This is a genomic window from Pseudomonas sp. Marseille-Q8238, assembly GCF_965111915.1.
Genome location: NZ_CBCOPI010000001.1, coordinates 1,316,355 through 1,338,873, shown reverse-complemented (window position 1 = coordinate 1,338,873; position 22,519 = coordinate 1,316,355). Strand labels below are relative to the sequence as shown.

Genomic DNA, 22,519 nt, shown 5'->3' with positions numbered 1-22,519 from the left:
AACACGAAAACGGGAACAGTCTGGAATCTGGTGCGGCAGTATACCTACTTACACCGCCGACCTTCAGCGCCGCGCCAGACAGGTGCAAGACGCACCAGCACCGCGCAGGCCTGCCCTCATTGACCGGAGAAGCGCCGCACAGTTCGCGGCCTGCAGCTCTTGGTACGCCGATTGCTAAATCCCTCATGACGCGCTGTCAGTGGGGTACTGCAGAGCGACCTTGCATCAGCAAAGGGGGGAAGCACATGGAACTGAACAAAGCCGTACTGGATTGCATGCAGGCGCTACGCCGTCGTCTACGGGAGGAGTTTTCCGTGGACATTCGCCTCAGCCAACCGGACGCCGTGGAAGCCATGCTACTGGCCTGCATGCGCTCCAGCGACAAGGACACCCGCCAACTGGGCATCCAGCTCGCCGAGTTGAGCGATGTCGAGAACGACGCGGCACCGGGCACGCCCCGCCAGCAATACCGCGGGCATGTTCTAGCCAATGAAAGTGTCGTGCCCCTGGTGACCACCCGTACTACCGAGGAACCGCGAGGCACCGTGGTACGCATGTATCGGGGCCAGCGTGTCTATGCCTGAACCGGCATGACCAGCCGGCCGTCGAACATGTAGGCGAGACAGGCAAAGCTGTTTTCACCAAGCATTGCCAATACAGGTCGTTTTCCAACGGCCTGCTAGACGTGGCTGACGGGGCGCGCTAAAAGCTAGGCAGACAGCTCGTCGCCACCGGAGACGCCCATGACGTCACGCCCAGCCTGGCTGGTCAGCCTGGAGAGTTCGCCACCTGCCCTGTTCGAAGCAGCGTTATGGGTTGCCCACGAGCATGACCCTCAGTTGCAGCCCGCGGCGGTCCTGCGCGATGTGGCCAACCTGCGCCAGCAGGTAGCCGCCGGCCTGCCCGCGATGCCGCCTGCTGAGTTGGCCCAGCCCCTGTTGCGCCGCCTCAACGATCTGGACTTCCATCAGGACGACGACCTGCCCCTGCGTCCACAGGCCGCCCTGCTGCACAAGGTGATGCAACGACGCCGCGGGCAGCCCCTGTCGCTGGCCCTGATCGCCCTGGAGCTGGCCCGGCAACTGGGCATTCCGCTGCAGGCGGTGAATTTCCCCGGCCACCTGCTGCTGCGGGTGCCAGGTGCCGATCACCTGCTCGACCCCTGCAGTGGCCGCCGCCTGTACACCCGTGACTGCCGCGAGTTGCTCAATCGAGTGACCGGCAACAGCGAGCTGAATGCCAACCACCTGCAAACCTGTGACGCCCGCGCGCTGCTACTTCGACTCTCGCGCAACCTCTGCCACCTGCATGGCGGTGCCGGCGATGCACTGGCCGCCCTCAAGGACGCCGAGCGCATCGTGCAGCTGGCGACGCCGAATGTCGCCGATCACCTATTGCGCGCCGACCTATACCGCCAGCTGGATTGCCCACAGGCCGAGCGTTTCGATCTGGAGCGGGCACTGCTGCTGTGCGATGACGAAGCACAGCGCATGCAACTGAGTCAGCGCCTGCACGAACTCGGCAAAGCGCCTGCACTGCACTGAACAACCGATGCATCCAAGACCGCCCTGCTAATCGCAGGCATGAAAAAGGCCGACGAATCGGCCTTTTTCATGAAGGGCTGAATCAGCCCGTGTACTTCTGCAGGTTGGCCATCATTTCACGCAGGGCCGTGACGTTGTCATCCGGGTGCACCGCGCCGTCGAAATCGCCGATCTGCTTCCAGTTGGCCGCCACATCTTCCGGGCTGAAGCCGGCACGCGGATCGAATCCGGCACCCAGGCTGCGCTCCCAACGCACTTTGCCAACCCAGCCACCCCCTACTTCATACAGACCGGAGGTGTCTTTGCACTGCTCGCTACCCAGGTAAACCACCAGCGGGCTCACCAACTCGGGCTTGAGCTGCTCGAATACTTGCGGCGGGATCAGGCCTTCGGTCATGCGTGTACCACCAGTGGGGGCGATGGCGTTGACCAGGATGTTGTTCTTGCGCCCTTCGATAGCCAGGGTACGGGTCAGGCCGTACAGACCAAGCTTGGCCATGCCGTAGTTGCTCTGGCCGAAGTTGCCGTAGATACCCGATGTGGAGGCAGTGAAGATCACCCGGCCATAGCTCTGCTCGCGCAGGTGTTCCCAGGCGGCACGGGTCACCTTGTAGGCGCCCTCGACGTGGACCTTGTAGACCAGGTCCCAGTCAGCGTCTTCCATCTTGTGGAAGGACTTGTCCCGCAGAATGCCGGCATTGTTGACCACGACGTCGATGCGACCGAAAGCGTCCAGCGCGTTCTGTACGATCTTGTCACCGTCGGTCACCGAATCATGGTTGGCCACCGCGGTACCACCAGCCGCCTGGATTTCGGCAACCACCTTGTCGGCCGCCGACGCATTGGCGCCCTCACCGTGAGTACTGCCGCCCAGATCGTTGACGATAACGCGCGCGCCATGTTTGGCGAACAGCAGCGCGTGAGCTCGGCCAAGACCACCACCAGCACCGGTGACGATGACCACTTTGTCTTCGAAACGAACGGCATCACTCATGGGTCGGGCTCCTTGATCAATAAGGGAAAGTCGCGAGTTTCCGGCAGACAGCCGCCATTAACAAGAAATCGTGGCAGGCTGAATGTCACGCAATAAGACGACGGGATGGTCAGATTACGACGCTCTGTTCCATTACCGCCATCCTGCCTTTAGAACCTGTTTCGGGTCTCGCGAGCTAGAGCAAAACAAGGGCTAGGCGCCCCCGCGAAAACAGCTGAGGAACGCACTGGGCCCGCATTCGGGTTTACAGGCTGTCAATGAGCATTCCGTCGGGGACGCCCAGTCCGGGCAGGCGATCCAGGACGTTTTCAACCCAGTTCGGCCGACGCGCAGCAGATCCGAGACAGGTTCTTACGGGTTGCTACCAGCCCCGCCACTGCCACCCGGCAGCGCAGAAGGGCCATTGTTCGGCCTTGGCGTCATGACGCCCCCGTTGGGTCGATCGCGATTGTCATAGGTGCCGCGATCCTCACCCGTGCCCCTGTCGGAATCATTCGGGTTCGGCGTGGGCGTGCCTGGCGAATAGGTGCCGTTGGCGTCGCCCGGCTCGTTGCCATTGGTCGACGGCATACTCGGCGGTGTAGGGGATGTCGGACCGGTCGAGCCATCGCCGGCCGCCATGAGCGCAGAGGAGAAGCTGGCCAGCAGGCCACTGAGTAACAGCGCAGGAATCGTCTTGTTGTTCATGGGAAATGACCTCCATAGGGTTACCCAACAGACGACTGCCCGCCTTATCCCCCCGTTCGACTCAATGGATCAACGGTCTGCTGCCTGCCCGGGACAAATGCCTGGAACTGCAGCAGGTGCCTGCAGCGGTGAAAACCGGTAGGTGCGGTCGCGATCCGGAGCGCCACTGGCAATGATCAGAAACATGCCGAAACTGGTGGAGTGTTCATCGACGTGCAGCATGCCATGCGGGTCCGGGCGCAACTGAAGCGCGCGCCGCTGGGTGCCCCACACCAGCGGTGGCAGCCCATCGAAGGTGCTCTGCTTGTTGTGGAAACGCTGCCCATCCCAACTGCCGTCCAGCGACAGGTGCTGCACGCATCGACCAGCCTGGTAGAGGCTGGCCTGCATCTGGTGTTCGTCCACGACCTGCAGATGCACCGCATCGCCGACCTCGCCCGCGATACCGATCGGCATCAGCAATTGCCACAACGATTGCGGGTAGTCAGCCTGTTGCGCATCGACCTGATACCAGCCGTCGAATAGCGCTGCCGAGCCCGCAGTGCGTTCATCGATGGTGCCGCAACCGCCCACGAGAGACACGGCCAGGCCAAGAACAAGAGAAAGGAATATGCGCATGACGGTCCCTGTGCCGAATCACCTGCGCAGGGTACGCCGCGCGCCACAAAGGCGTACAGGCTCACGTCGGCGGATACACGGCCTCTGGCGGCACGAAACCGCCAGAGCCAGCGACCTCAACCGTTCGCGACGTTACGTGGACTGAGCGCCTGACGAAACGCCAGGTAGTGGGCCAGCACCTGGTCAGGTGCCTCGGTCTGTGGATAGTGGCCGATGCCTTCGAGCAGCACCGTATCCGGGTTGGCGATCAGCTCGCGATAACGCGTCACCATGTGCGCGCCGGAAATCGGGTCGACCGCGCCATCGATCACTCGAAGCGGGACACCGCCTTTCTGCATGGCTGTCACCCAACGCTCACGCTGCTCGCGTCGTTCGGGCATGTAGCGAATCAGGCGATGCATCACCGCAGGGCCCTGGTTATGCGCCATGAGGGTCCAGAAAGCATCCACTTCGCTGTCACTGGCGCGTGTATTGGCGCCAAATACCTTGTCCAGATTGGCCTTGAGCTTGGCGCGCGAGAACAGCCGCCCCAGCAATGGCCCGACAGGGCTCAGCAACAACTTCTGCATCAGTACCGGGTGGTGGGTTTCCGGGAACAACCCACCATTGAGGAACACGCAACTGGCCAGGTGGATGCGTCCCTCATGGTGCCTGGCCAGCAGTTCCTGGGCCACGCTGTCGCCATAATCGTGGGCCAGCACATGCACCGGTCCTTCGACCCGCAAATGGGTCAGCAGCGCCTGCTGCAGATCCGCCTGCTCCAGCAGGCTGTAGGCATGTCCGCGCGGCTTGGCGGAAAAGCCGAAGCCGAGCATGTCGCAGGCGATCACCCGGTACCGCTGGGCCAACGGCTGCCACAGGTAATGCCAGTCCCAGCTCGCCGTCGGGAAACCATGCAGCAATAGCAGCGGCTCGGCATCCACCGCACCCGCCGTCCAGTAGCGAATGGCATGGCCATTGAACGTGAAGCCCTTGCCCTGCGCCCGCCAATCGGCCAGGGAGATACCCGCGAGCGCCATTAGTTGGCGTAGCCTGGCATCTGCTGGTCGAGCTTGCGCAGCAGGGCCGGCCACGGCAGCGCGCCCCCCATGCCCTGCGGGCTGCGCATGACACCGGCAATCATGGCCTTGGCACCGTCGAGAACCTGCTGCGGAATGTGGATCAGCTCACCGCCGCCACTCTGGGCCATGATCTGTATCTCGCAGGCACGCTGCAGGATGAACATCATCAGGAAGGCATCGGCGATGCTGCCACCCGCAGTGAGCAGGCCGTGGTTGGGCAGGATCATGAAATTCTTGTCACCCAGGTCGGCCTGCAGCCGGGCTTTTTCATCATGATTCAGGGCTACCCCCTCGTAACCGTGATAGGCCAGGCTGGACAGCACGAACAGCGACTGCTGGGACAACGGCAGCAGCCCCTGCTTCTGCGCCGCCACGGCGATACCGGCGGTGGTGTGGATGTGCAGCACGCAGGCTGCATCGTGACGTACTTCGTGCACGGCGCTGTGGATGGTGTAGCCAGCCGGGTTGATATCGAACGGGCTGTCCATCAGCTTCTTGCCGGCCAGGTCGATCTTCACCAGGCTCGAGGCCGTGATCTCGTGGAACATCAGGCCATACGGATTGATCAGGAACTCATCGGTGCCGGGAATCTTCGCCGAGATATGGGTGAAGATCAGGTCATCCCAACCGTACAGGGCGATCAGGCGATAGCAGGCGGCCAGGTCGACGCGGGTCTGCCATTCGGCAGCGGAAACCTGATCGCGCACGTTGATTTCGGGAAAGGCTTGAGCAGCGGTCATGACGAAATCCTCGGTTTGTTGTTATGCCCCGCAGCATAGCGGGCACCACGGCACAGACCAGTCGCCTTGCGAGCCAGCTTAGTGACCGTGCCGGTCACCTCCGCTTGCCCTTCCCTTCAGGGTTAACAACGCAGTGCAGTAATCAGCTCCGCCAACCACGGCTGGGCATCATCTTCCGGGGTCACGCTTTCGCTGGCGTCCAGGCGCAGCATCGGCAACGCCTCGCGCATGCCCAATTCGGCGAACAGCTCGTGCATCAGTTCGCCACCACCACAGAATGTGTCATAGCTGGAGTCCCCCAGGGCGATGACCGCCGAAGGCAGGCCGCTCCAGGCGGGAAACCGGTCACGAAGCTGGTAGTAGAGGTCCTGCAGATTGCCCGGCAGCTCTCCCATGCCAGTGGTCGAGGTAATGGCCAGCACGGCCTGTGGCTCGAACGCCAGCACCTCTTCAAGGCTGGCGCCAGCCTTGTGCCAGGCCTCGAAACCAGCCGATTCGAGCAGTTGTGCAGCGCCGTGGGCGACCTCTTCGGCAGCGCCGTAGACCGAGCCGGACAGGATGGCGACTTTCATACAGGAACTCCGCAACACATTGAAAATGGCTCTCATTATGCAGCAAGTGGACAGCCCTTCGGGATGACATAGAATGCAACGAGTCCACGCTCGCAGAAGCCGAACCATGATCAATGCCACATTGCTGCAACTGGTGATCGACGCCTCCAATGACGGCATCGTGGTCGCCGAACAGGAAGGCGACGACAACATCCTGATTTATGCCAACGCGGCCTTCGAGCAGCTGACCGGTTATACCAGCGATGAAATCCTCTATCAGGATTGCCGCTTCCTCCAGGGTGATGACCGCAACCAGCCCGCGCTGCAAGTCATTCGCGATGCCGTGCGCAACCAGCGCCCCTGCCGACAGGTCATCCGCAATTACCGCAAAGATGGCAGCGCGTTCTGGAATGAGCTGTCGATTACCCCGGTGTTCAATGAAGGCGACCAGCTCACCTACTTCATCGGCATCCAGAAGGATGTCAGTGAGGAAGTAGCCGCCAAGCAACGGGTAACGGAACTTGAAGGTGAAGTTAACCGTCTGATAGCTGAACTCGCAGCTTTGAAGTCGGCCCACTGACCTCCAACCCCGCGTCAAGACGCACTTATCGCTTGCGACACTCCACACCCCCGACTGAGGGCGGTTCCCATGTCCGAGCACTCAGCTCTTTCCAGCGAAGAACTGGATTTCATCCAGCGTGTTTTCAACACGCCTACGCCAGGCAAGCGCCTGCAGACACCGACCTTTAGGGTCGATGGCGGTGCTCGCGCCAACACGATGCTCAGTGACCTTGGCGAAAATGCCCAACTCAGCCTGGAAGCGCACTTCGACGGTTACTGGATGAGCTTCCCCCTGCAACTCGTGGAAGACGAGATGCACAACCTGCAGATGGAACTGGGCGCACCGAGTATCTACGAAGAAGGCGACGTGCTACGCCCATTGCGCCTGCATCTGGATGAGTCGATGCCGCTGCTCGACGAAGAAGGCATCCCGAGCGGCCTGCACGTCGAAGAGGTTTCTCCGGGCGGCCTGCTGGTAACCGGTAACACCGCCATGCCGCGCCGCTTTGAGCTCTGGCTGCCATTGCCCGGTCACAAGCCGATGGCCATCAAGGGACGCCTGCTGCGCATGGTGGGTAAACGCCGAGCCGTCTATGCCCTGAAACTGCGCCACCCCGAGCATGCCGAACGGCTACGGCAGTTCATCTTCGACCAGTACCGCCAGCAGCATCCACAACTGCACCTGGGCAACGACTGAATTACCGTCACATCTGGCAGACACCCTCCCCAGATAGTCTGGAAGGGTTAGACTTGTCCATTCGAGGGCGCCCGCCAGGCTCAAGCATCGGCTCTAGCGTCACTCGCCGAGCATAGGCCAAAGCAATCACAGCCATGCCCTCAATCAATTAAGAAAATTGAGCGCATGCCGTTAGTATGGCCCCTATCGAATTTTCAACCCACGTGAAGGAGTTCACTGATGTCTCTAATCAACACTCAAGTCCAGCCGTTCAAAGCCAACGCTTTCCACAACGGCAAGTTCATCGAAGTCACCGAAGAAAGCCTGAAAGGCAAGTGGTCGGTCCTGATCTTCATGCCGGCAGCCTTCACTTTCAACTGCCCGACCGAGATCGAAGACGCGGCCAACAACTACGCCGAGTTCCAGAAAGCCGGTGCTGAAGTGTACATCGTCACTACCGACACCCACTTCTCGCACAAGGTCTGGCACGAGACTTCCCCGGCTGTCGGCAAGGCTCAGTTCCCGCTGATCGGTGACCCGACTCACCAACTGACCAACGCCTTCGGCGTGCACATCCCGGAAGAAGGCCTGGCGCTGCGCGGCACGTTCGTGATCAACCCGGAAGGCCTGATCAAGACCGTGGAAATCCACTCCAACGAAATCGCTCGCGACGTCTCCGAGACCCTGCGCAAGCTGAAAGCGGCTCAGTACACCGCCGCTCACCCGGGCGAAGTCTGCCCGGCCAAGTGGAAAGAAGGCGAGAAGACTCTGGCTCCGTCCCTGGACCTGGTCGGCAAGATCTAAAAATGGCTACGGGGTTGCTGCACTAGGCCCCTCCTCCATTTTCGCCTGCCGGAGTCTTACCAGACTTCCAAAGGTGCCCGAACGCCCGGGCGCGATCCGCCCGGGCGTTTTTTCATCCGAATTTTCGTAAAAGGAATCCGCCGTCATGTTGGACGCCAATCTGAAAACCCAGTTGAAGGCCTACCTCGAGAAGGTCACCCAGCCGTTCGAGATCGTCGCGTCCCTCGATGACAGCGCGAAATCCGAAGAGCTGCTTGGTCTGCTCAACGATATCGTCAGCCTGAGCGACAAAATCGCTCTGCGTACCGATGGCAACGATGGCCGCAAGCCATCGTTTGCCCTCAATCGCCCGAACGGGAATATCAGCCTGCGTTTCGCCGGCCTCCCGATGGGACACGAATTCACTTCGCTGGTGCTGGCCCTGCTGCAGGTCGGCGGTCACCCATCGAAAGCCGCCGCCGATGTGATCGAGCAGATCAAGAACATCGAGGGCGAATTCAACTTCGAGACCTACTTCTCGCTGTCCTGCCAGAACTGCCCGGACGTGGTCCAGGCGCTGAACCTGATGGCCGTGCTCAACCCGAACATCCGCCACGTCGCCATCGACGGCGCGCTGTTCCAGGATGAAGTCGAGCAGCGCCAGATCATGTCGGTGCCGAGCATCTACCTCAACGGTGAACTGTTCGGCCAGGGCCGCATGGACGTCGAGCAGATTCTCGCCAAGATCGATACCGGCGCCGCGGCCCGCGACGCCGAGAAGCTCAATGCCAAGGACGCCTTCGACGTGCTGGTCATCGGCGGCGGCCCGGCCGGTGCTGCTGCCGCCATCTACGCGGCCCGCAAAGGCATTCGCACGGGTGTCGCCGCCGAGCGCTTCGGCGGGCAGGTATTGGACACCATGGCCATCGAGAACTTCATCTCGGTGCAGGAAACCGAAGGCCCGAAACTGGCCCGCGCGCTCGAAGAGCACGTCCGTCAGTACGAGGTCGACATCATGAACCTGCAACGCGCCAGCGCGCTGATCCCGGCCAGTGCCGTCGGCGGCCTGCACGAAGTCAAGTTCGAGAGCGGTGCCAGCCTCAAGGCCAAGACCGTGATTCTTTCCACCGGCGCACGCTGGAGAGAGATGAACGTGCCGGGCGAGCAGGAATACCGCAACAAGGGCGTGGCCTACTGCCCGCACTGCGATGGTCCGCTGTTCAAGGGCAAGCGTGTGGCGGTGATCGGCGGCGGCAACTCCGGCGTGGAAGCAGCCATCGACCTGGCCGGCATCGTCAGCCATGTCACCCTGCTGGAGTTCGACAGCAAGCTGCGCGCCGACGCGGTGCTGCAGAAGAAGCTGCACAGCCTGCCGAACGTCACCGTGATCACCAGCGCGCTGACCAGCGAGGTCAAGGGCGATGGGCAGAAGGTCAATGGCCTGGTCTACAAGGACCGCACCAACGACGCCTTCGTCAACCTGGAACTGGAAGGCATTTTCGTGCAAATCGGCCTGCTGCCCAACTCCGACTGGCTCAAAGGCAGCGTGGAGCTGTCGGACCGAGGCGAGATCATCGTCGATGCGCGTGGCGAGACTTCGCTGCCGGGCATCTTCGCTGCGGGCGACGTGACCACCGTGCCGTACAAGCAGATCGTCATCGCTGTCGGCGAAGGTGCCAAGGCCTCGCTGAGCGCCTTCGATCACCTGATCCGTCACAACTGATCGATACGCCGTAACGAAAAAGCCGGGCTCGCAAGAGACCCGGCTTTTTCATGCCTGCATGCAGGGTGCGCCGCGCGCCCGATACACCTGCATGCCCGCATCTTATTGAGCAGTCAGCACCCGGTACTCGTCCTCGGCCAACTGGTCGGTCAGGCCGCTGACGAAGTCCAGCAGCAACCGCGTGCGGTGGTAGAACTCCCATGACTCGGCGTGTTCGCCTTCGTCACGCTTGCACGCCTGCTCATAGGCAGCCAGCAAGTGCGTAGGCAGGCGCCGGGCCAGCATCCGTAGGTCGGCCCGCCCCCGCCCCTTCAATACCGCTGCGAAGTCATCGTCGCTCAGTTCGAGCAGCGCACCATAGGCCTCCAGCAATCCCTGCAGGATACGCAGGCCTCGCAATTGGAGAGTTTCCACCTCGCGATGGCAGTACACGTGCTCGGCGCCCACCGTCTTGAAGGTCTGCACCACCGCGCAAGCCGGGCTGTCGTCCTCCAGCAATGCACGGTCAAGGGTGCCGGCGTGCACGGCATCGAGCTGCTCGACGAATTGCCGTGCGGCATGCCGGACCAGTGGATGAATCAGGTTCACCCGCAAGCGAATGAAGAACTGGCCGACTTTATCCACCGGCTCGTCACGTGCCCGCTGCTGGGCATCCTCGAGCAGTTCATCGAAACTGCGCTGCCGGTGGTCGATCACCGTATCCAGGGGTTTGAAACGGCAGAAGGTGTCACGCAGCAGCGTGACCAACTGTTCCAGATCGAGGATGCCCTTGACCACCGCGTCTTCCAGATCAGCCAGGCAGTAGGAAATGTCGTCCGCTGCCTCCATCACATAGACCAGCGGATAACGGGTCTGCGGCTGCATGCCCACGGCCTGCCACAGCTCGTGAACGAAACCTTCCTCGCTCAGGTAGAAGCCGGGTTTCTTGCGCAGATAAGCGCCCGTGCTGCCCTTGAGCGGACGCGGCTGATACGCCGCACGCACGTACTTGAGCATGCACGCGGTCTGGCTGTAGGTCAGGTTCATGTCGTGCAGGCGATGCACCAGGCGAATGGCCTGGGCGTTGCCCTCGAAGGTCTTGAGGTCAGCGAGCATGCGCTGGCGCAGCTCGCCATCACCGTGCGGCACCGCGCCATCGAACAGCCGGTCGAGGTGGCGGGCGCACCAATCCCCGATGGCGAACTCACCGAAGTGGCCGAACGGCGGATTACCGATGTCGTGGGTCAGGCAGGCCATTTCCACCAGGGATTCCAGCGCCCGTTCCAGGCCATCGAGCCCCTGTTCGGCAGCGCGTGGACCGAGCTGCTGGAACAGCGTACGAATGATGTGCCGACCGACCTGCTGCACTTCCAGCGAATGGGTCAGGCGGCTGCGCACCGCCGCGTTGCGCTCCAGCGGGAATACCTGGGTCTTCTGCTGCAGACGCCGCACCGCCGCCGAGTTGACGATACGACCACGGTCGCTCTCCAGCCGCTCACCCAGTTCGAGCAGCCAGTCGGCGCCACCCGGTGCAGGCGCCACACCCGTCTCACGGGCGCGGCGCAGGGAAATCTTCGCCTTGAAATCCAACGCATTCGCTCCTTGCCAATTGGTCCGCAGCCTACCGCGTTGGCCGGGCCTCGGCTAGGCGGGTTGCAGGCCCCGCAGGCGCTGCCAGAGCTTGCTACCGAACACATTGACCAACAGGCCGAGCATCACCAGCAACGCGCCCAGCCATTGCAGGCCGCTCAGGCGCTCGCCCAGCAGCCAGGCCGACGAGCTCAACCCCACCACCGGCACCAGCAACGAGAACGGCGCCACCTGCCCCGCCGGGTAGCGCGACAGCAGGCGGCTCCACAGACCATAGCCGAGCAGCGTGGCGATTATTGCCAGGTACAGCAGGACGAAGATCGAGCTGGGGCCGATGTTGAGCAGGGCATGTTCGATGCGTTGCGGCCCTTCCAGCCACAGCGACAGCAGGAAGAAGGGAACCAGCGGAATCAGGCTGCCCCAGATCACCAGGCCCATCAGGTTGATCTTGCCGAACTTGCGCGTGAGCACGTTACCCATCGCCCACATGGACGCGGCGACCAGGGTCAGCACAATGCCCAGCAACGAAGTGGAATGGCCATTTTGCAGGCCGATCAACAACAGCCCGCCACCGGCGATCAGCAGACCCAGCACACTGGCACCGCGCATGCGCTCGCCGAGGAACAGCGCGGCGAAGGCCAGGGTGAAGAATGCCTGCGACTGCAACACCAGCGAGGCCAACCCGGCCGGCATGCCGTTGGCCATGGCCTGGAAAAGAAAGACGAACTGGCCGAGGGAAATGGTCGCGCCATAGGCGATCAACCAGCGCCACGGCAGATCGGGCCGGCGCACGAAAAACACCGGCAACGCCGCCAGGGCGAAACGCAGGGCGCCAAGCAGCATGGGCGGCAGGTCATCGAGGCCGACGCGGATCACCACGAAGTTCAGGCCCCAGGCGACGATCACCACCAGCGCCAGCAGCAGATCCTTGGGCGACATCACGGCACTCCGCTACAGCAGGGAAAGAATGCGATTAAAACGCACCGCGCGCCCGGCGCAGACATACAGCTGCCAGCAACAGTAGCCGTACAGTGGTGCCCTCGGGTTATCCTGCACGCCTCACCTTCGCACCCAGCACGCCATGAATCCCGAAGACCTCCTGCTCCTGGTGACCCGCACCATGCCATTCGGCAAGTACAAGGATCGCCTGATCGCCGACCTGCCCGGCCATTACCTGAACTGGTTCGCCCGCGAGGGTTTCCCCAAAGGCGAAATCGGCCGGCTACTCGCCTTGATGCAGGAAATCGATCACAACGGTCTCAAGCCCCTGCTCGATCCCCTGCGGAAAACGCGTAACCACTGATCGCCCGAACACCTGCCAAACAGAAATGGCGCTTGAACCCATTTGGGCCGAATGATTAGATAGCACCCTAATAGATAGCCTACATTCTTTTATATGCCTATCGAATCGCTTCACCAGCAAGTCAGCAGTCGTCTGGTCATAAGCGGCAGGAACTGGCGCAAGATCTGCCAGCAGGTCCTGTCCCGTTTCGGCATCAGTGAGGCCTGCTGCATGCCCCTGCTGATCACCGCGCGCCTCGGCGATGGCGTACGCCAGGTGCAACTGGCCCAGGCCGTCGGCATCGAGGGTGCCTCCCTGGTGCGTCCCCTCGACCAACTGTGCGCCGCCGGCCTGATCGAACGCAGCGAAGATGCCGGCGACCGCCGCGCCAAGGTGATCACCCTCACTCCGGCCGGCAGGGCCCTCTGCGCCACCCTCGAAGCCGAGCTGGTCGAGTTGCGCCGCAAGGTCCTGCAGGACCTGCCGGAGGCGGACCTGGCTGCCGCCTTGCGTGTGTTCCAGGCCTTCGACCAGTTCAGCGTGCAGTGATAGCGCCCATGATCACCCTGCCTCCGGCCCGCGACTGGTTCTACTCGATCAAGGTCTTCGCCGCATCGATGCTGGCGCTGTACATCGCCCTGTACATGCAACTGCCACGTCCCTACTGGGCCATGGCCACGGTGTACATCGTCGCCAACCCCTTCGTCGGCCCCACCAGTTCCAAGGCGCTGTACCGGGCGCTGGGCACCCTGCTGGGCGCAGCCGCCGCCGTGTTCTTCGTGCCCTTGCTGTCGCAGGCGCCGCTGCTGTTGAGCCTGGTCGTCGCGGTGTGGACCGGCAGCATGCTGTTCCTCTCCATGCATGTGCGCACCGCCGACAACTATGCGCTGATGCTCGCCGGCTACACCATGCCAATGATCGCCCTGCCGGTGGTGGACAACCCACAGGCGGTGTTCGACCTCGGCTGGTCACGCTTTCTGGAAATCACCCTGGGCATCATCTGCGCCAGCGTGGTCGGCAGCCTGTTCTGGCCCAGCCGCCTGGCGCCGGTGCTGGCCGACAACACCCGCCGCTGGTTTGGCGATGCCCGTGACTACTGCGCCCTGCGCCTGCAACGGCGCCAGGACGAACAGAACCTGGCGCGTTTGCGCAGCGCCATGATCACCACGTTCAACGGCCTGGAACTGATGATCGGTCAGTTGCCCCATGAAGGTGCCCATCCCCGTGTGGTCCGCGATGCCCGCGAGCTGCGTGAACGCATGGCCCTGCTGCTGCCGGTGGTGGACAGCCTGCACGACAGTTTGCAGGTGCTGTATGAACAGGCGCCCCGCCTCGCCACACAGCTCTCCGGCAACCTGCAGCAGAGCCTGGACTGGCTGCAGGATGCGCCCGACAGCCCACGCCGGGAGACGCTGCGCGCGGCCCTCGACGACCTGCAACCGGGCCTGGAACGACTGACCGACCCGCAGCAAACCCTGCTGGCCAACGCCCTCTATCGCCTGCGTCAGTGGCTCGATCTGTGGCAGGACTGCCGCAGCCTGCAACAGCGCCTGGTGGCCGACGACCACAGCCCCTGGACTGCGGCCTACCGCCACTGGCACCTGGGCAACGCCGCGCGCTTCCATGACCGAGGACTGATGCTCTACACCGCGGGCTACATCATTCTCGGCATCTTCGTCGCCGCACAACTGTGGATCTGGCTGGGCTGGCCCGACGGCGCCAGCGCCGTGGTGCTGGCCGCCGTGGCCTGCTGCTTCTTCGCCACCCTCGACGAGCCGGCGGTACAGATCAAACGCTTCTTCATCTGGACCACCTTCAGCGTGGTGCTGGCCAGCCTCTACCTGTTCCTGATCCTGCCCAACGTGCATGACTTCCCGTTGCTAGTGCTGGCCTTCGCCGGGCCGTTCATCTGCGTCGGCACGCTCACCGTGCAACCGCGTTTCTACCTGCCCACGTTGCTGATCGCCGTCAACACGGCCACCTTCATGAGCATCCAGGGCGCCTACGAGGCGAACTTCCTGGTGTTCATCAACAGCAACCTGGCCGGGCCCATCGGCCTGCTCTTTGCGCTCCTCTGGACCCTGATATTCCGTCCCTTCGGCGCTGACCTCATGGCCCGCCGCATGACCCGCTCCAGTTGGCGGGACCTGGCCGAGATGAGCCATGCCGATAACCTGATCGACCAGCGTCGCCTGGCCGGGCGTCTGCTCGACCGCTTCACCCAGCACATCCCGCGCCTCAACCTCAGCGGCCAGGACAGCAGCAGTGCCGAGCGCGAACTGCGCATCGCCTACAACCTGCTGGACATCAAGGCCCAGCTCAGCCGCCTGCCACACAGAGCGCAACGCCCGCTGCAACTGGTGCTGCGCGGCGTGGGCCGGCACTTTCGCCGCCAACTGAGTGCTGGCCGCAGCTGTACGGTGGCACCGTCGCTGCTGGCGCTGATCGACCGCGCCCGCCAGGCAGTGGCCGAGGTCGCCCCGCAACATGGCGAAGCGGCACTGGCCACCCTGCACGCCCTCGGCGGCCTGGCTATCGTCCTGCGCCCCGGCGGCACCAGCGTGCCGGCACATCAGGAACACCACCCTCATCCCCACGGCCTGGACGGAGCTGCCCTGTGATCGGCGACCTCAATGTTTTCGGCGTCTTCCTGCCCACCGCTCTGGTGCTGATGCTGCTCGCCTACCTGCTCTACCTGCCGCTGCAGCGCCTGCTCAACACCCTGCACGTCTATCGCCTGGTCTGGCACCGCGCGCTGTTCAACATCGCCTTGTACGCCGCCCTGCTGGGCCTTCTCGACCACTTCAGCCGCCTCCTGATGCACACATGAAAACACTGACGCTCTCCGCCGCACGCCTGCTCGTCACCCTGGTCGCCGTGATCATCGCCGCCGTGCTGATCTGGCAAATGGTGACCTACTACCTGTTCGCACCCTGGACCCGAGACGGGCATATCCGGGTGGACGTGATCCAGCTCGCGCCGGATGTCTCCGGCTTGATCGAACGTGTCGAGGTCCACGACAACCAGCCGGTCAGCAAAGGCCAGGTGCTGTTCGTCATCGATCAGGAACGCTTCCAGGTTGCCCTCAAGCAGGCGGCAGCCGTGCGCGATGCACGCAAGGAAAGCCTCGCCCAGGCCCGCCGTGAAGAAGCGCGTAATCGCGCCCTGGGCCAGTTGGTGGCCCGCGAGGTCGTAGAGGAAAGCCAGTCCAACGTGCTGCGCGCCAGTGCCGCGCTGGCCGAGGCCGAGGCCGCTGTCGACGGCGCCCAGCTCAACCTCACCCGCTCGGTGATCAAGAGCCCGGTGGACGGCTACCTCAACGACCGCGCGCCACGGGTGGGCGAGTTCGTCAGCGCCGGGCACAACGTGTTGTCGGTGGTGGACAAGGACTCCTTCCACCTCGACGGCTATTTCGAGGAAACCAAGCTGGAACAGATCCATATCGGCCAACGCGTGGATATCCGCGTGATGGGCAGCGACCTGCGCCTGAACGGCCGCGTGCAGAGCATCGCCGCCGCCATCGAAGACCGCGACCGCACCAGCGGCAGCAACCTGCTGCCCAACGTCAACCCAGCCTTCAGTTGGGTGCGCCTGGCCCAGCGCGTGCCTGTACGCGTTGCGTTCGACGAAGTACCGGAGAACTTCCGCATGGTGGCCGGGCGCACCGCCACCGTATCGATCGTCGACGAGCCGAAACAGCCATGAGAACCCGCCTGCTGGTCACCCTCGCCGCCCTGAGCCTGACTGCCTGCCAGGTGGTCGGCCCCGACTACAGCGTGCCCAAGGATGCGGCGATCAATCGGGCCGACGCCCAGGGCGACTTCCCCGAGCGGGATGCCAACACCCTTTCCGCGCCGGTACCCGCCGACTGGTGGCGCCTGTACCACGACCCGGCATTGGAGCGCCTGGTCCAGCAGGCCCTGGCGGCCAATACCGACCTACGCGTGGCCGCCGCCAACCTCGGTCGCTCCCGTGCCCAGCTCAGCGAAGCGCAGGACCGTGGCGGTTTCGAGGAAAGCGTCAGCGCCGATCTGCAACGCACCCAGGTGGCCGGGCAGCAGTTTCTGCTGATGGAAAAGGTGCCGGTGGTCAACTTCGCCAACCTCAGTGCCAACCTGTCCTATCAGTTCGACCTGTTCGGCAAGCTCGAACGCGGCGTGCAGGCCGCGCATGCCGATGCCGATGCGGCCCAGGCCGCCGCCGACCTGGCGCGAATCAACGTGGTCGCCCAGGTGGTCGGTGCCTACGCCCAGGTCTGCGCCGCCAACGAGGAACGTGAAGTCGCCCTGCACTCACTGGACCTGCAGCGCCAGAGCCTGGCCCTGACCGAACAGATGCGCGCCGCAGGGCGTGGCAACGAAACCGACGTGACACGCTCGCAAACCCAGTTCAAATCCCTGCGCGCCGAACTGCCGCGCTTCACCGCCGCCCGCCAAACCGGCCTCTATCAGCTGGCCATGCTCACCGCCCAGCCTGCCAACACCCTGCCCCGAGAGGTCAGCGACTGCAGCCACCTGCCCGGCCTGAACCAGCCCCTGCCGGTAGGCGATGGCGCCGCGCTGCTCAAACGCCGGCCGGATGTGCGTCAGGCCGAACGCCAACTGGCCGCTGCCACTGCTCGTATCGGTGTAGCCACTGGCGAGCTGTACCCGGATATCAGCCTCGGCGCTTCCACCGGGCTGATCGGTATTCTCGATGACATTGGCGAGGCCTCCACCCAGCACTGGGGCTTTGGTCCGCTGATCCAGTGGCACATCCCCAGCACCGGCGCCCGCGCCCGCGTGCAACAGGCCGAAGCAGCCACCCAGGCTGCGCTCGCGCGCTTCGATGGTGTGGTGCTCAATGCCCTGCGCGAAACCCAGACGGCGCTCGCTCAATACCAGGCAGCCCTGCAACAACGCGACGCCCTGGAGGATGCCGCCCGCTCCGCACAACTCGCCGCCGACCAGACCCATGCCTTCTACCAGGCAGGCCGCGAATCCTTCCTCGATGAGTTGCAGGCACAACGCACCTACAGCAGCGTGCGCGAACAACTGGCTACTGCCGAAAGCCGTGTCGCGCAAACCCAGATCGCCCTGTTCATGGCCCTGGGCGGCGGCTGGCAGCACGCTGACACCCCGCAACCGATTGCCAACCACACACCCCACGGCAACTGATGCCACGGTATTTGCGCGCCCTATAGCGGGCGCTCAGGCAGGCCGGAGCGATTAGGGTAGGCGCCTGCCCGTCTGTTCAGGAGTTCCGCCCATGCATCCCTACTTCAACCTGCAAGGCCGTACCGCACTCGTTACCGGCGGCACGCGTGGCATTGGCCGCATGATCGCCCAGGGTTTTCTCGAGGCCGGCGCCCGCGTGTTCATCTGTGCCCGTGATGCCCAGGCCTGCACCGAGGTAGCCGCCGAGCTCTCGGCATATGGCGAATGCATTGGCCTGGCTGCGGACCTGTCCAGCGAGGAAGGCGCCAAGGCGCTGGCCGAGCACCTGGCGCAACGCACCGGGCAACTGGACATCCTGGTCAACAACGCCGGTACGACCTGGGGCGCGCCCCTGGAGAGCTACCCGGTCAAGGGCTGGGAAAAGGTCATGCAGCTCAACGTGACTTCGGTGTTCAGTTGCATCCAGCAGTTGCTGCCGCTGCTGAAAAAAGCCGGCAGCGCACAGAACCCGGCCAGGGTGATCAACATCGGTTCGGTGGCTGGCATCAGCGCCTTTGGTGAGCAGGCCTATGCCTATGGCCCGAGCAAGGCAGCGCTGCACCAGCTGTCGCGCATCCTGGCCAAGGAGCTGGTCAGCGACCATATCAACGTCAACGCGATCGCGCCGGGACGCTTTCCCAGCAAGATGACCAAACATATCGCCCAGGATGAAGCCGCCATGGCGGCGGACACCGCGCACATCCCGATGAAGCGCTGGGGCCGCGAGGAAGAAATGGCCGCACTGGCCATCAGCCTGGCCAGTGCCGCAGGGGCCTACATGACGGGCGCGATCATTCCCATCGACGGCGGCTTTACCCTCTGATGGATAGGCCGGGGGCAGGTGACCCTTCAGGCTGCATTCACCCGTCTCCGCGCTAGGGAGTGGTGGTGCGTGCGGCGCCCCCTAGCTGAGGCTGCCCTTACTCCACCTCGGATTCATCCGGGTCGCGTGGCTGTTCGCCGTCATCGCGGTCCGGATCGACCGGCTCGGGATCATGCTGCGGCTCGGGACGTTCGCGCTGGCTCTGCAGGGTCATGGGGCACCTCCTGACGGGCTGGACATCGTTCTCGTTCGAACGGCCGTCATGGCCAGTCGTTCAACATCTTTCAGCGCAGCCCCTTGGGTTCGCTGGCGTTTCCATATGCAGGGTCGGATCGAGCAATCGCAGACGTTCGACTTTGCGTTTCATGAGGCGTCGACTGGTGGGCTGAAGCGGCTCGCCGCCCGGCCCACCTTACAGAGCCTATTCCTGCACAGGGTGGGTCGGACGGCGATCCGCTTACGTCCACCGATTAAGTTCACCTCTCAAAGAAGCCCGCTCGCGAGTTGGATTGGAAATACAGGCCCATCCGGCTCAACGAGTTAAGGCCAATCATCAACAAACCCTCGCCTACGTAGCGGCACAAATTCCATGAACCTTACGCAACAGCCCTCTCACTAATGCTGGGAGGGATGGCGAACTAGCGTCCCCTGGAGCCGTGCGTTTCCACAATCCAAGCAAGGGATATGACAATGATTACGACCTCTGATGTTGCTTCAACTGCCCTGGATGAATCAGCCAATACCTCAGGTGTTTCCTGGGGGGCGATCTTCGCGGGTGCCGCTGCTGCGGCGGCGCTGTCGCTGATCCTCATCCTGCTCGGCTTCGGCCTAGGCTTTTCCGCCGTCTCGCCCTGGAGCCATGAGGGCATCAGCGCAGAAGGACTGGGTATTTCCACCATCGTCTGGCTCGCCTTTACCCAGTTGGTTGCAGCGGGGCTGGGCGGTTACATCGCCGGTCGCCTGCGAGTCAAATGGAGTGCGCTGCACAGCGATGAAGTGTTCTTCCGCGACACGGCCCATGGCTTTCTTGCCTGGGCGGTGGCCACGCTGCTGACCGCGACCCTGGTGGTCAGCTCGGTGAGCGGCATCGTCGGTGCTGGCGTACAGGCCGGTGCCCAAGTGGCCTCCGGTGCTGCGCCTGCTGCGGTGGCGGCTACCGATAGCGACCAGTACGGCTATTTCATCGACACCCTGTTCCGTGATGATCGCCCGGCACCGGTCAGCGATGACGCGGCGCATGCCGTGGTCGCACGCATCCTGGTGCGTACCGTGGATAACGATGGGCAATTGGCCGAGGCGGATCGCGCCTATCTCGCGCAACTGGTGGCCCAGCGCACCGACCTGTCGGCAACCGAAGCCCAGGCCCGTGTCGACCAGGTGTATGCCCAGGTTCGCAAAAGCGTCGACGACGCCAAGCAGGCCGCCGATAGCGCACGCAAGGCCGCTGCCCACGCCACGCTGTGGATGTTCGTGGCCCTGCTGATCGGTGCCTTCGTCGGTAGCTTTGCCGCCACACTGGGTGGCCGTAGCCGTGACAACGCCGTGGTGGTCACCAACGACTATCGCACCCGTACCGCTCCCCTTCGCTGAAAACAAGGAGAACAACCATGCGCTCACTTCTACTGTGGTTCCTCGGTATCCCGATCCCACTCATCATCCTGATCGCCATTCTCACCTGATGGCCCTGAGAGCCTGTTTACGATCTTCTGGATTAGAGCCAGACAAGGCAAAAACGCCCGAGGAAGCGCAGTTTACAAATGGTAAATGAGCATTCCGAGGGCGTTTTTAACGCCGTATGGCCGCGAGCCAGGAGATCGTGAACAGGCTCTGAGGCCTGGGCGCTTTCCCCCACGGGAAGCGCCCAGGTGCTCACTGGCGATGTTGCGTCAGGGCCTTGCCCATGGCCTGGTCCACATGCTGACGCCATTGCCGATCACGCCTGCTGTCCTCGCTCATTGCCCGTAGTACGGCACTTTCCTCGCTCGCCTGGCACTGCCTGAAACCGTCATCCCAGCCTCCGGCATAACGCGCATCGCTCAGGTAGCGCGGCACATCCTTGCGGAACCGTTCCAGCGCCCCCGCCGCCTGCCGGCCACTGCTGCACCCGGCCTCGAAACCATCGGCAAACGCTGGCGGATACCCTTCTGCAAGCATGCGCTCGTGGGTCGTCTGGCAAGCGGCGAGTCCTGCGCTGGCCAACACGAAAATCAACGACACCCAAGGTTTCATGGTTAACCTCTGCGCAGCGGCATGCATCGGCACAACTCATTCATTCAGCACATTGACCAGGCGCGCCTTCACCGCACACAGCGCCCACGGGCTGGTACTGCAGGCGCCACTGTCCAGGGCGGCCTGCAAACGCTTCAGGTCGACCTCCTGCACATAGCGCTCGGCATCATCCATGCGTTCGACTCCGCCAAAACCGCCATTGCGCATCTCGTCCAAGGCCTGCGCCTTGCTCCAGCCCTGGTAGACGATGCGGTACATCGCCGCGATCAGGCCGGTGCGGTTCTGCCCATGCTTGCAGTGGATCAGCACCGGCCCCTGGGCTTGCGCCTGACGGATGCTGCGCAGCACCTGCAGCACATCGGCATCGTCGATGCGGTCCGTGCGCAACGGCAGGTGTACCTGATGGACCTGTGGATCGTTCAACCACTGTGCATCAGTGCGCTGGTAGAAATTGATCACCGTGGTGATACCCAGTTGCGCGAGCCGGGGCTGATCCGCCTCGCCCGGCAAGGCACTGCGATACAGCCCCGGCTGCATGCGGTAGAGGTTGAAGCGGGTGTCGACGGCTTGCGCCCAGAGCGGATGCGGCTGCCCGGCGGCCAGGGGCTCCGGGGCGGAGATGGCGCCCCAACTGAAGGTGCCGGGAAACACCAGCAACGTGGCCAGCAGCCCGAGGCAGGCCAGCGCCAGCTTGCAGTAGCTCAACAGGCGCTGCATCACTCGCGCCCTCCTGCCAGAACCGCCAGTGGCTGAGCCACGGCTTCCGCTTGCGGACTGCGGTAGAGCAACCAGCGGTAGCTGAGCGCGCAGATCATCCAGTCGATCAGCAGCGTCCAGACGTTGTGCGAAAGAAAGTGCGCGCCCTGCAGCATGCGTCCAACGGAAAACACCGTGCCCAACCCCAGCGCCACGACCAGGGCAACGCGCGCCAGACGCGGACGCCGGTCACGCAAGACGAAGAAGAACGCCAGCAACGAGAACCCCGCCGAGGCATGACCGCCCGGCCAGCAACGACCCGGTTTGTCGGTCGGCGCCCGTTCACTGAGCAGCGAACTGAAGGTTTCCTCGCCGCCAAACTGGGTCAGGCTCCACGGGCACTGCACGGCGGTCAGGGCCTTGAGCGGAGTGACCATACTGGTGGACAACCCCAGTGCCAGTACCACGTAGCCCAGCTCGCGACGCCAACGGCGCAACCAGGGCGAGAGCAGGCTGAGCAGAAAGCCGACGATGAACAGCACACCCAGACCGATCAACGCCTGCTTGGCGCGGTCATGCAGGATGTCCTCCAACCAGAAGCTGCTCTTGCCAATGAAGCCCTGCCCAGGCTCATAGGCCAGGCCGGCCAGGGCGAAATCCAGCGGCGCGGGATCGACCAGCAGCAACAGCGCCATCAGCGCCAGGGGAATGCCCAGGACCAGGCGAAAATCCATGAACCGCGAAACGCGACGTTCAGCAGTGACAGCCATGACGAACTCCAGCAGGG

Annotated in this window: 25 protein-coding genes; 14 read left to right on the top strand and 11 right to left on the bottom strand. The window is 63.4% G+C overall.

Features of this window, described 5'->3' with window-relative positions; translation table 11 throughout:
- The first annotated feature begins 245 nt into the window (after nucleotides 1–245).
- Nucleotides 246–584 (top strand): hypothetical protein, encoded by a 339-nt coding sequence (locus tag ACWPW0_RS06070; RefSeq protein WP_447589945.1) that lies wholly within the window; start codon nucleotides 246–248, stop codon nucleotides 582–584.
- A 159-nt stretch (nucleotides 585–743) separates the two neighbouring features.
- On the top strand, nucleotides 744–1,544 hold the full coding sequence (locus ACWPW0_RS06065) for a SirB1 family protein (protein WP_447589943.1): 801 nt from the start codon (nucleotides 744–746) through the stop codon (nucleotides 1,542–1,544).
- An 82-nt stretch (nucleotides 1,545–1,626) separates the two neighbouring features.
- Here ACWPW0_RS06065 and ACWPW0_RS06060 read toward each other — a convergent pair whose 3' ends face one another.
- From ACWPW0_RS06060 to ACWPW0_RS06035, 6 genes are all read right to left on the bottom strand, one after another.
- Nucleotides 1,627–2,538 carry an SDR family oxidoreductase gene (locus ACWPW0_RS06060; protein ID WP_447589941.1) on the bottom strand — a complete coding sequence of 304 codons (912 nt, stop codon included), beginning with the start codon at nucleotides 2,536–2,538 and terminating at the stop codon, nucleotides 1,627–1,629.
- A gap of 351 nt (nucleotides 2,539–2,889) precedes the next feature.
- Nucleotides 2,890–3,225 (bottom strand): hypothetical protein, encoded by a 336-nt coding sequence (locus ACWPW0_RS06055; RefSeq protein WP_454254740.1) that lies wholly within the window; start codon nucleotides 3,223–3,225, stop codon nucleotides 2,890–2,892.
- A 69-nt stretch (nucleotides 3,226–3,294) separates the two neighbouring features.
- Nucleotides 3,295–3,843 (bottom strand): hypothetical protein, encoded by a 549-nt coding sequence (locus ACWPW0_RS06050; RefSeq protein WP_454254739.1) that lies wholly within the window; start codon nucleotides 3,841–3,843, stop codon nucleotides 3,295–3,297.
- Nucleotides 3,844–3,959: 116 nt separating this feature from the next.
- Entirely contained in the window at nucleotides 3,960–4,862 is a 903-nt protein-coding gene (locus tag ACWPW0_RS06045; RefSeq protein WP_454254738.1) for an alpha/beta fold hydrolase, read from the bottom strand.
- Nucleotides 4,862–5,644: a class II aldolase/adducin family protein gene (locus ACWPW0_RS06040; protein ID WP_447589933.1), complete on the bottom strand. Its 783-nt coding sequence runs from the start codon at nucleotides 5,642–5,644 to the stop codon at nucleotides 4,862–4,864. Before ACWPW0_RS06040 ends, ACWPW0_RS06045 begins: the two co-directional genes overlap by 1 nt.
- A gap of 122 nt (nucleotides 5,645–5,766) precedes the next feature.
- Complete coding sequence (locus ACWPW0_RS06035; protein WP_454254737.1) at nucleotides 5,767–6,216, bottom strand: flavodoxin; 450 nt, start codon at nucleotides 6,214–6,216, stop codon at nucleotides 5,767–5,769.
- Nucleotides 6,217–6,322: 106 nt separating this feature from the next.
- Between ACWPW0_RS06035 and ACWPW0_RS06030 the strand changes: the two genes are divergently transcribed.
- The 4 genes from ACWPW0_RS06030 to ahpF all read left to right on the top strand — a co-directional run bounded on the left by ACWPW0_RS06030 (nucleotide 6,323) and on the right by ahpF (nucleotide 9,938).
- Entirely contained in the window at nucleotides 6,323–6,775 is a 453-nt protein-coding gene (locus ACWPW0_RS06030) for a PAS domain-containing protein (protein ID WP_454254736.1), read from the top strand.
- A 69-nt stretch (nucleotides 6,776–6,844) separates the two neighbouring features.
- The gene (locus ACWPW0_RS06025) at nucleotides 6,845–7,453 is read left to right on the top strand and encodes a hypothetical protein (protein WP_447589928.1); all 609 of its coding nucleotides are present in this window, start codon (nucleotides 6,845–6,847) and stop codon (nucleotides 7,451–7,453) included.
- 219 nt (nucleotides 7,454–7,672) lie between these two features.
- Nucleotides 7,673–8,236 (top strand): alkyl hydroperoxide reductase subunit C, encoded by a 564-nt coding sequence (gene ahpC / locus ACWPW0_RS06020; protein WP_447589926.1) that lies wholly within the window; start codon nucleotides 7,673–7,675, stop codon nucleotides 8,234–8,236.
- A gap of 145 nt (nucleotides 8,237–8,381) precedes the next feature.
- Complete coding sequence (gene ahpF / locus ACWPW0_RS06015; protein WP_454254735.1) at nucleotides 8,382–9,938, top strand: alkyl hydroperoxide reductase subunit F; 1,557 nt, start codon at nucleotides 8,382–8,384, stop codon at nucleotides 9,936–9,938.
- Between the two features lie 102 nt (nucleotides 9,939–10,040).
- Here ahpF and dgt read toward each other — a convergent pair whose 3' ends face one another.
- A complete protein-coding gene (gene dgt / locus ACWPW0_RS06010) occupies nucleotides 10,041–11,507 on the bottom strand; it encodes a dGTPase (RefSeq protein WP_447589923.1) in 1,467 nt (488 codons plus the stop codon).
- A gap of 54 nt (nucleotides 11,508–11,561) precedes the next feature.
- Nucleotides 11,562–12,446 carry an EamA family transporter gene (locus tag ACWPW0_RS06005; protein ID WP_454254734.1) on the bottom strand — a complete coding sequence of 295 codons (885 nt, stop codon included), beginning with the start codon at nucleotides 12,444–12,446 and terminating at the stop codon, nucleotides 11,562–11,564.
- Nucleotides 12,447–12,588: 142 nt separating this feature from the next.
- Between ACWPW0_RS06005 and ACWPW0_RS06000 the strand changes: the two genes are divergently transcribed.
- The 8 genes from ACWPW0_RS06000 to ACWPW0_RS05965 all read left to right on the top strand — a co-directional run bounded on the left by ACWPW0_RS06000 (nucleotide 12,589) and on the right by ACWPW0_RS05965 (nucleotide 20,397).
- A complete protein-coding gene (locus ACWPW0_RS06000) occupies nucleotides 12,589–12,810 on the top strand; it encodes a DUF3820 family protein (protein ID WP_447589919.1) in 222 nt (73 codons plus the stop codon).
- A gap of 93 nt (nucleotides 12,811–12,903) precedes the next feature.
- Nucleotides 12,904–13,338: a MarR family winged helix-turn-helix transcriptional regulator gene (locus ACWPW0_RS05995; protein ID WP_447589917.1), complete on the top strand. Its 435-nt coding sequence runs from the start codon at nucleotides 12,904–12,906 to the stop codon at nucleotides 13,336–13,338.
- An 8-nt stretch (nucleotides 13,339–13,346) separates the two neighbouring features.
- Nucleotides 13,347–15,410 (top strand): FUSC family protein, encoded by a 2,064-nt coding sequence (locus ACWPW0_RS05990; RefSeq protein ID WP_454254733.1) that lies wholly within the window; start codon nucleotides 13,347–13,349, stop codon nucleotides 15,408–15,410.
- Nucleotides 15,407–15,619, top strand: coding sequence for a DUF1656 domain-containing protein (locus ACWPW0_RS05985; RefSeq protein ID WP_447589914.1), 213 nt, complete (start codon nucleotides 15,407–15,409; stop codon nucleotides 15,617–15,619). Before ACWPW0_RS05990 ends, ACWPW0_RS05985 begins: the two co-directional genes overlap by 4 nt.
- Nucleotides 15,616–16,494, top strand: a complete 879-nt coding sequence (locus ACWPW0_RS05980; RefSeq protein ID WP_454254732.1) for an efflux RND transporter periplasmic adaptor subunit — start codon at nucleotides 15,616–15,618, stop codon at nucleotides 16,492–16,494. The genes ACWPW0_RS05985 and ACWPW0_RS05980 overlap by 4 nt, the downstream gene beginning before the upstream one ends.
- The gene (locus tag ACWPW0_RS05975) at nucleotides 16,491–17,945 is read left to right on the top strand and encodes an efflux transporter outer membrane subunit (RefSeq protein ID WP_447589910.1); all 1,455 of its coding nucleotides are present in this window, start codon (nucleotides 16,491–16,493) and stop codon (nucleotides 17,943–17,945) included. The genes ACWPW0_RS05980 and ACWPW0_RS05975 overlap by 4 nt, the downstream gene beginning before the upstream one ends.
- Nucleotides 17,946–18,036: 91 nt before the next feature.
- Nucleotides 18,037–18,807, top strand: a complete 771-nt coding sequence (locus tag ACWPW0_RS05970) for an SDR family oxidoreductase (protein ID WP_454254731.1) — start codon at nucleotides 18,037–18,039, stop codon at nucleotides 18,805–18,807.
- A gap of 690 nt (nucleotides 18,808–19,497) precedes the next feature.
- Complete coding sequence (locus tag ACWPW0_RS05965; RefSeq protein WP_454254730.1) at nucleotides 19,498–20,397, top strand: hypothetical protein; 900 nt, start codon at nucleotides 19,498–19,500, stop codon at nucleotides 20,395–20,397.
- A 279-nt stretch (nucleotides 20,398–20,676) separates the two neighbouring features.
- Here the strand turns inward: ACWPW0_RS05965 and ACWPW0_RS05960 are convergent, their stop codons facing one another.
- The 3 genes from ACWPW0_RS05960 to ACWPW0_RS05950 are packed head-to-tail and all read right to left on the bottom strand — an operon-like array spanning nucleotide 20,677 to nucleotide 22,502.
- Entirely contained in the window at nucleotides 20,677–21,036 is a 360-nt protein-coding gene (locus ACWPW0_RS05960; protein ID WP_454254729.1) for a hypothetical protein, read from the bottom strand.
- 36 nt (nucleotides 21,037–21,072) lie between these two features.
- Nucleotides 21,073–21,753 carry a dual specificity protein phosphatase family protein gene (locus ACWPW0_RS05955; RefSeq protein ID WP_447589902.1) on the bottom strand — a complete coding sequence of 227 codons (681 nt, stop codon included), beginning with the start codon at nucleotides 21,751–21,753 and terminating at the stop codon, nucleotides 21,073–21,075.
- Complete coding sequence (locus ACWPW0_RS05950; protein WP_454254728.1) at nucleotides 21,753–22,502, bottom strand: phosphatase PAP2 family protein; 750 nt, start codon at nucleotides 22,500–22,502, stop codon at nucleotides 21,753–21,755. The genes ACWPW0_RS05955 and ACWPW0_RS05950 overlap by 1 nt, the downstream gene beginning before the upstream one ends.
- Nucleotides 22,503–22,519 lie beyond the last annotated feature (17 nt).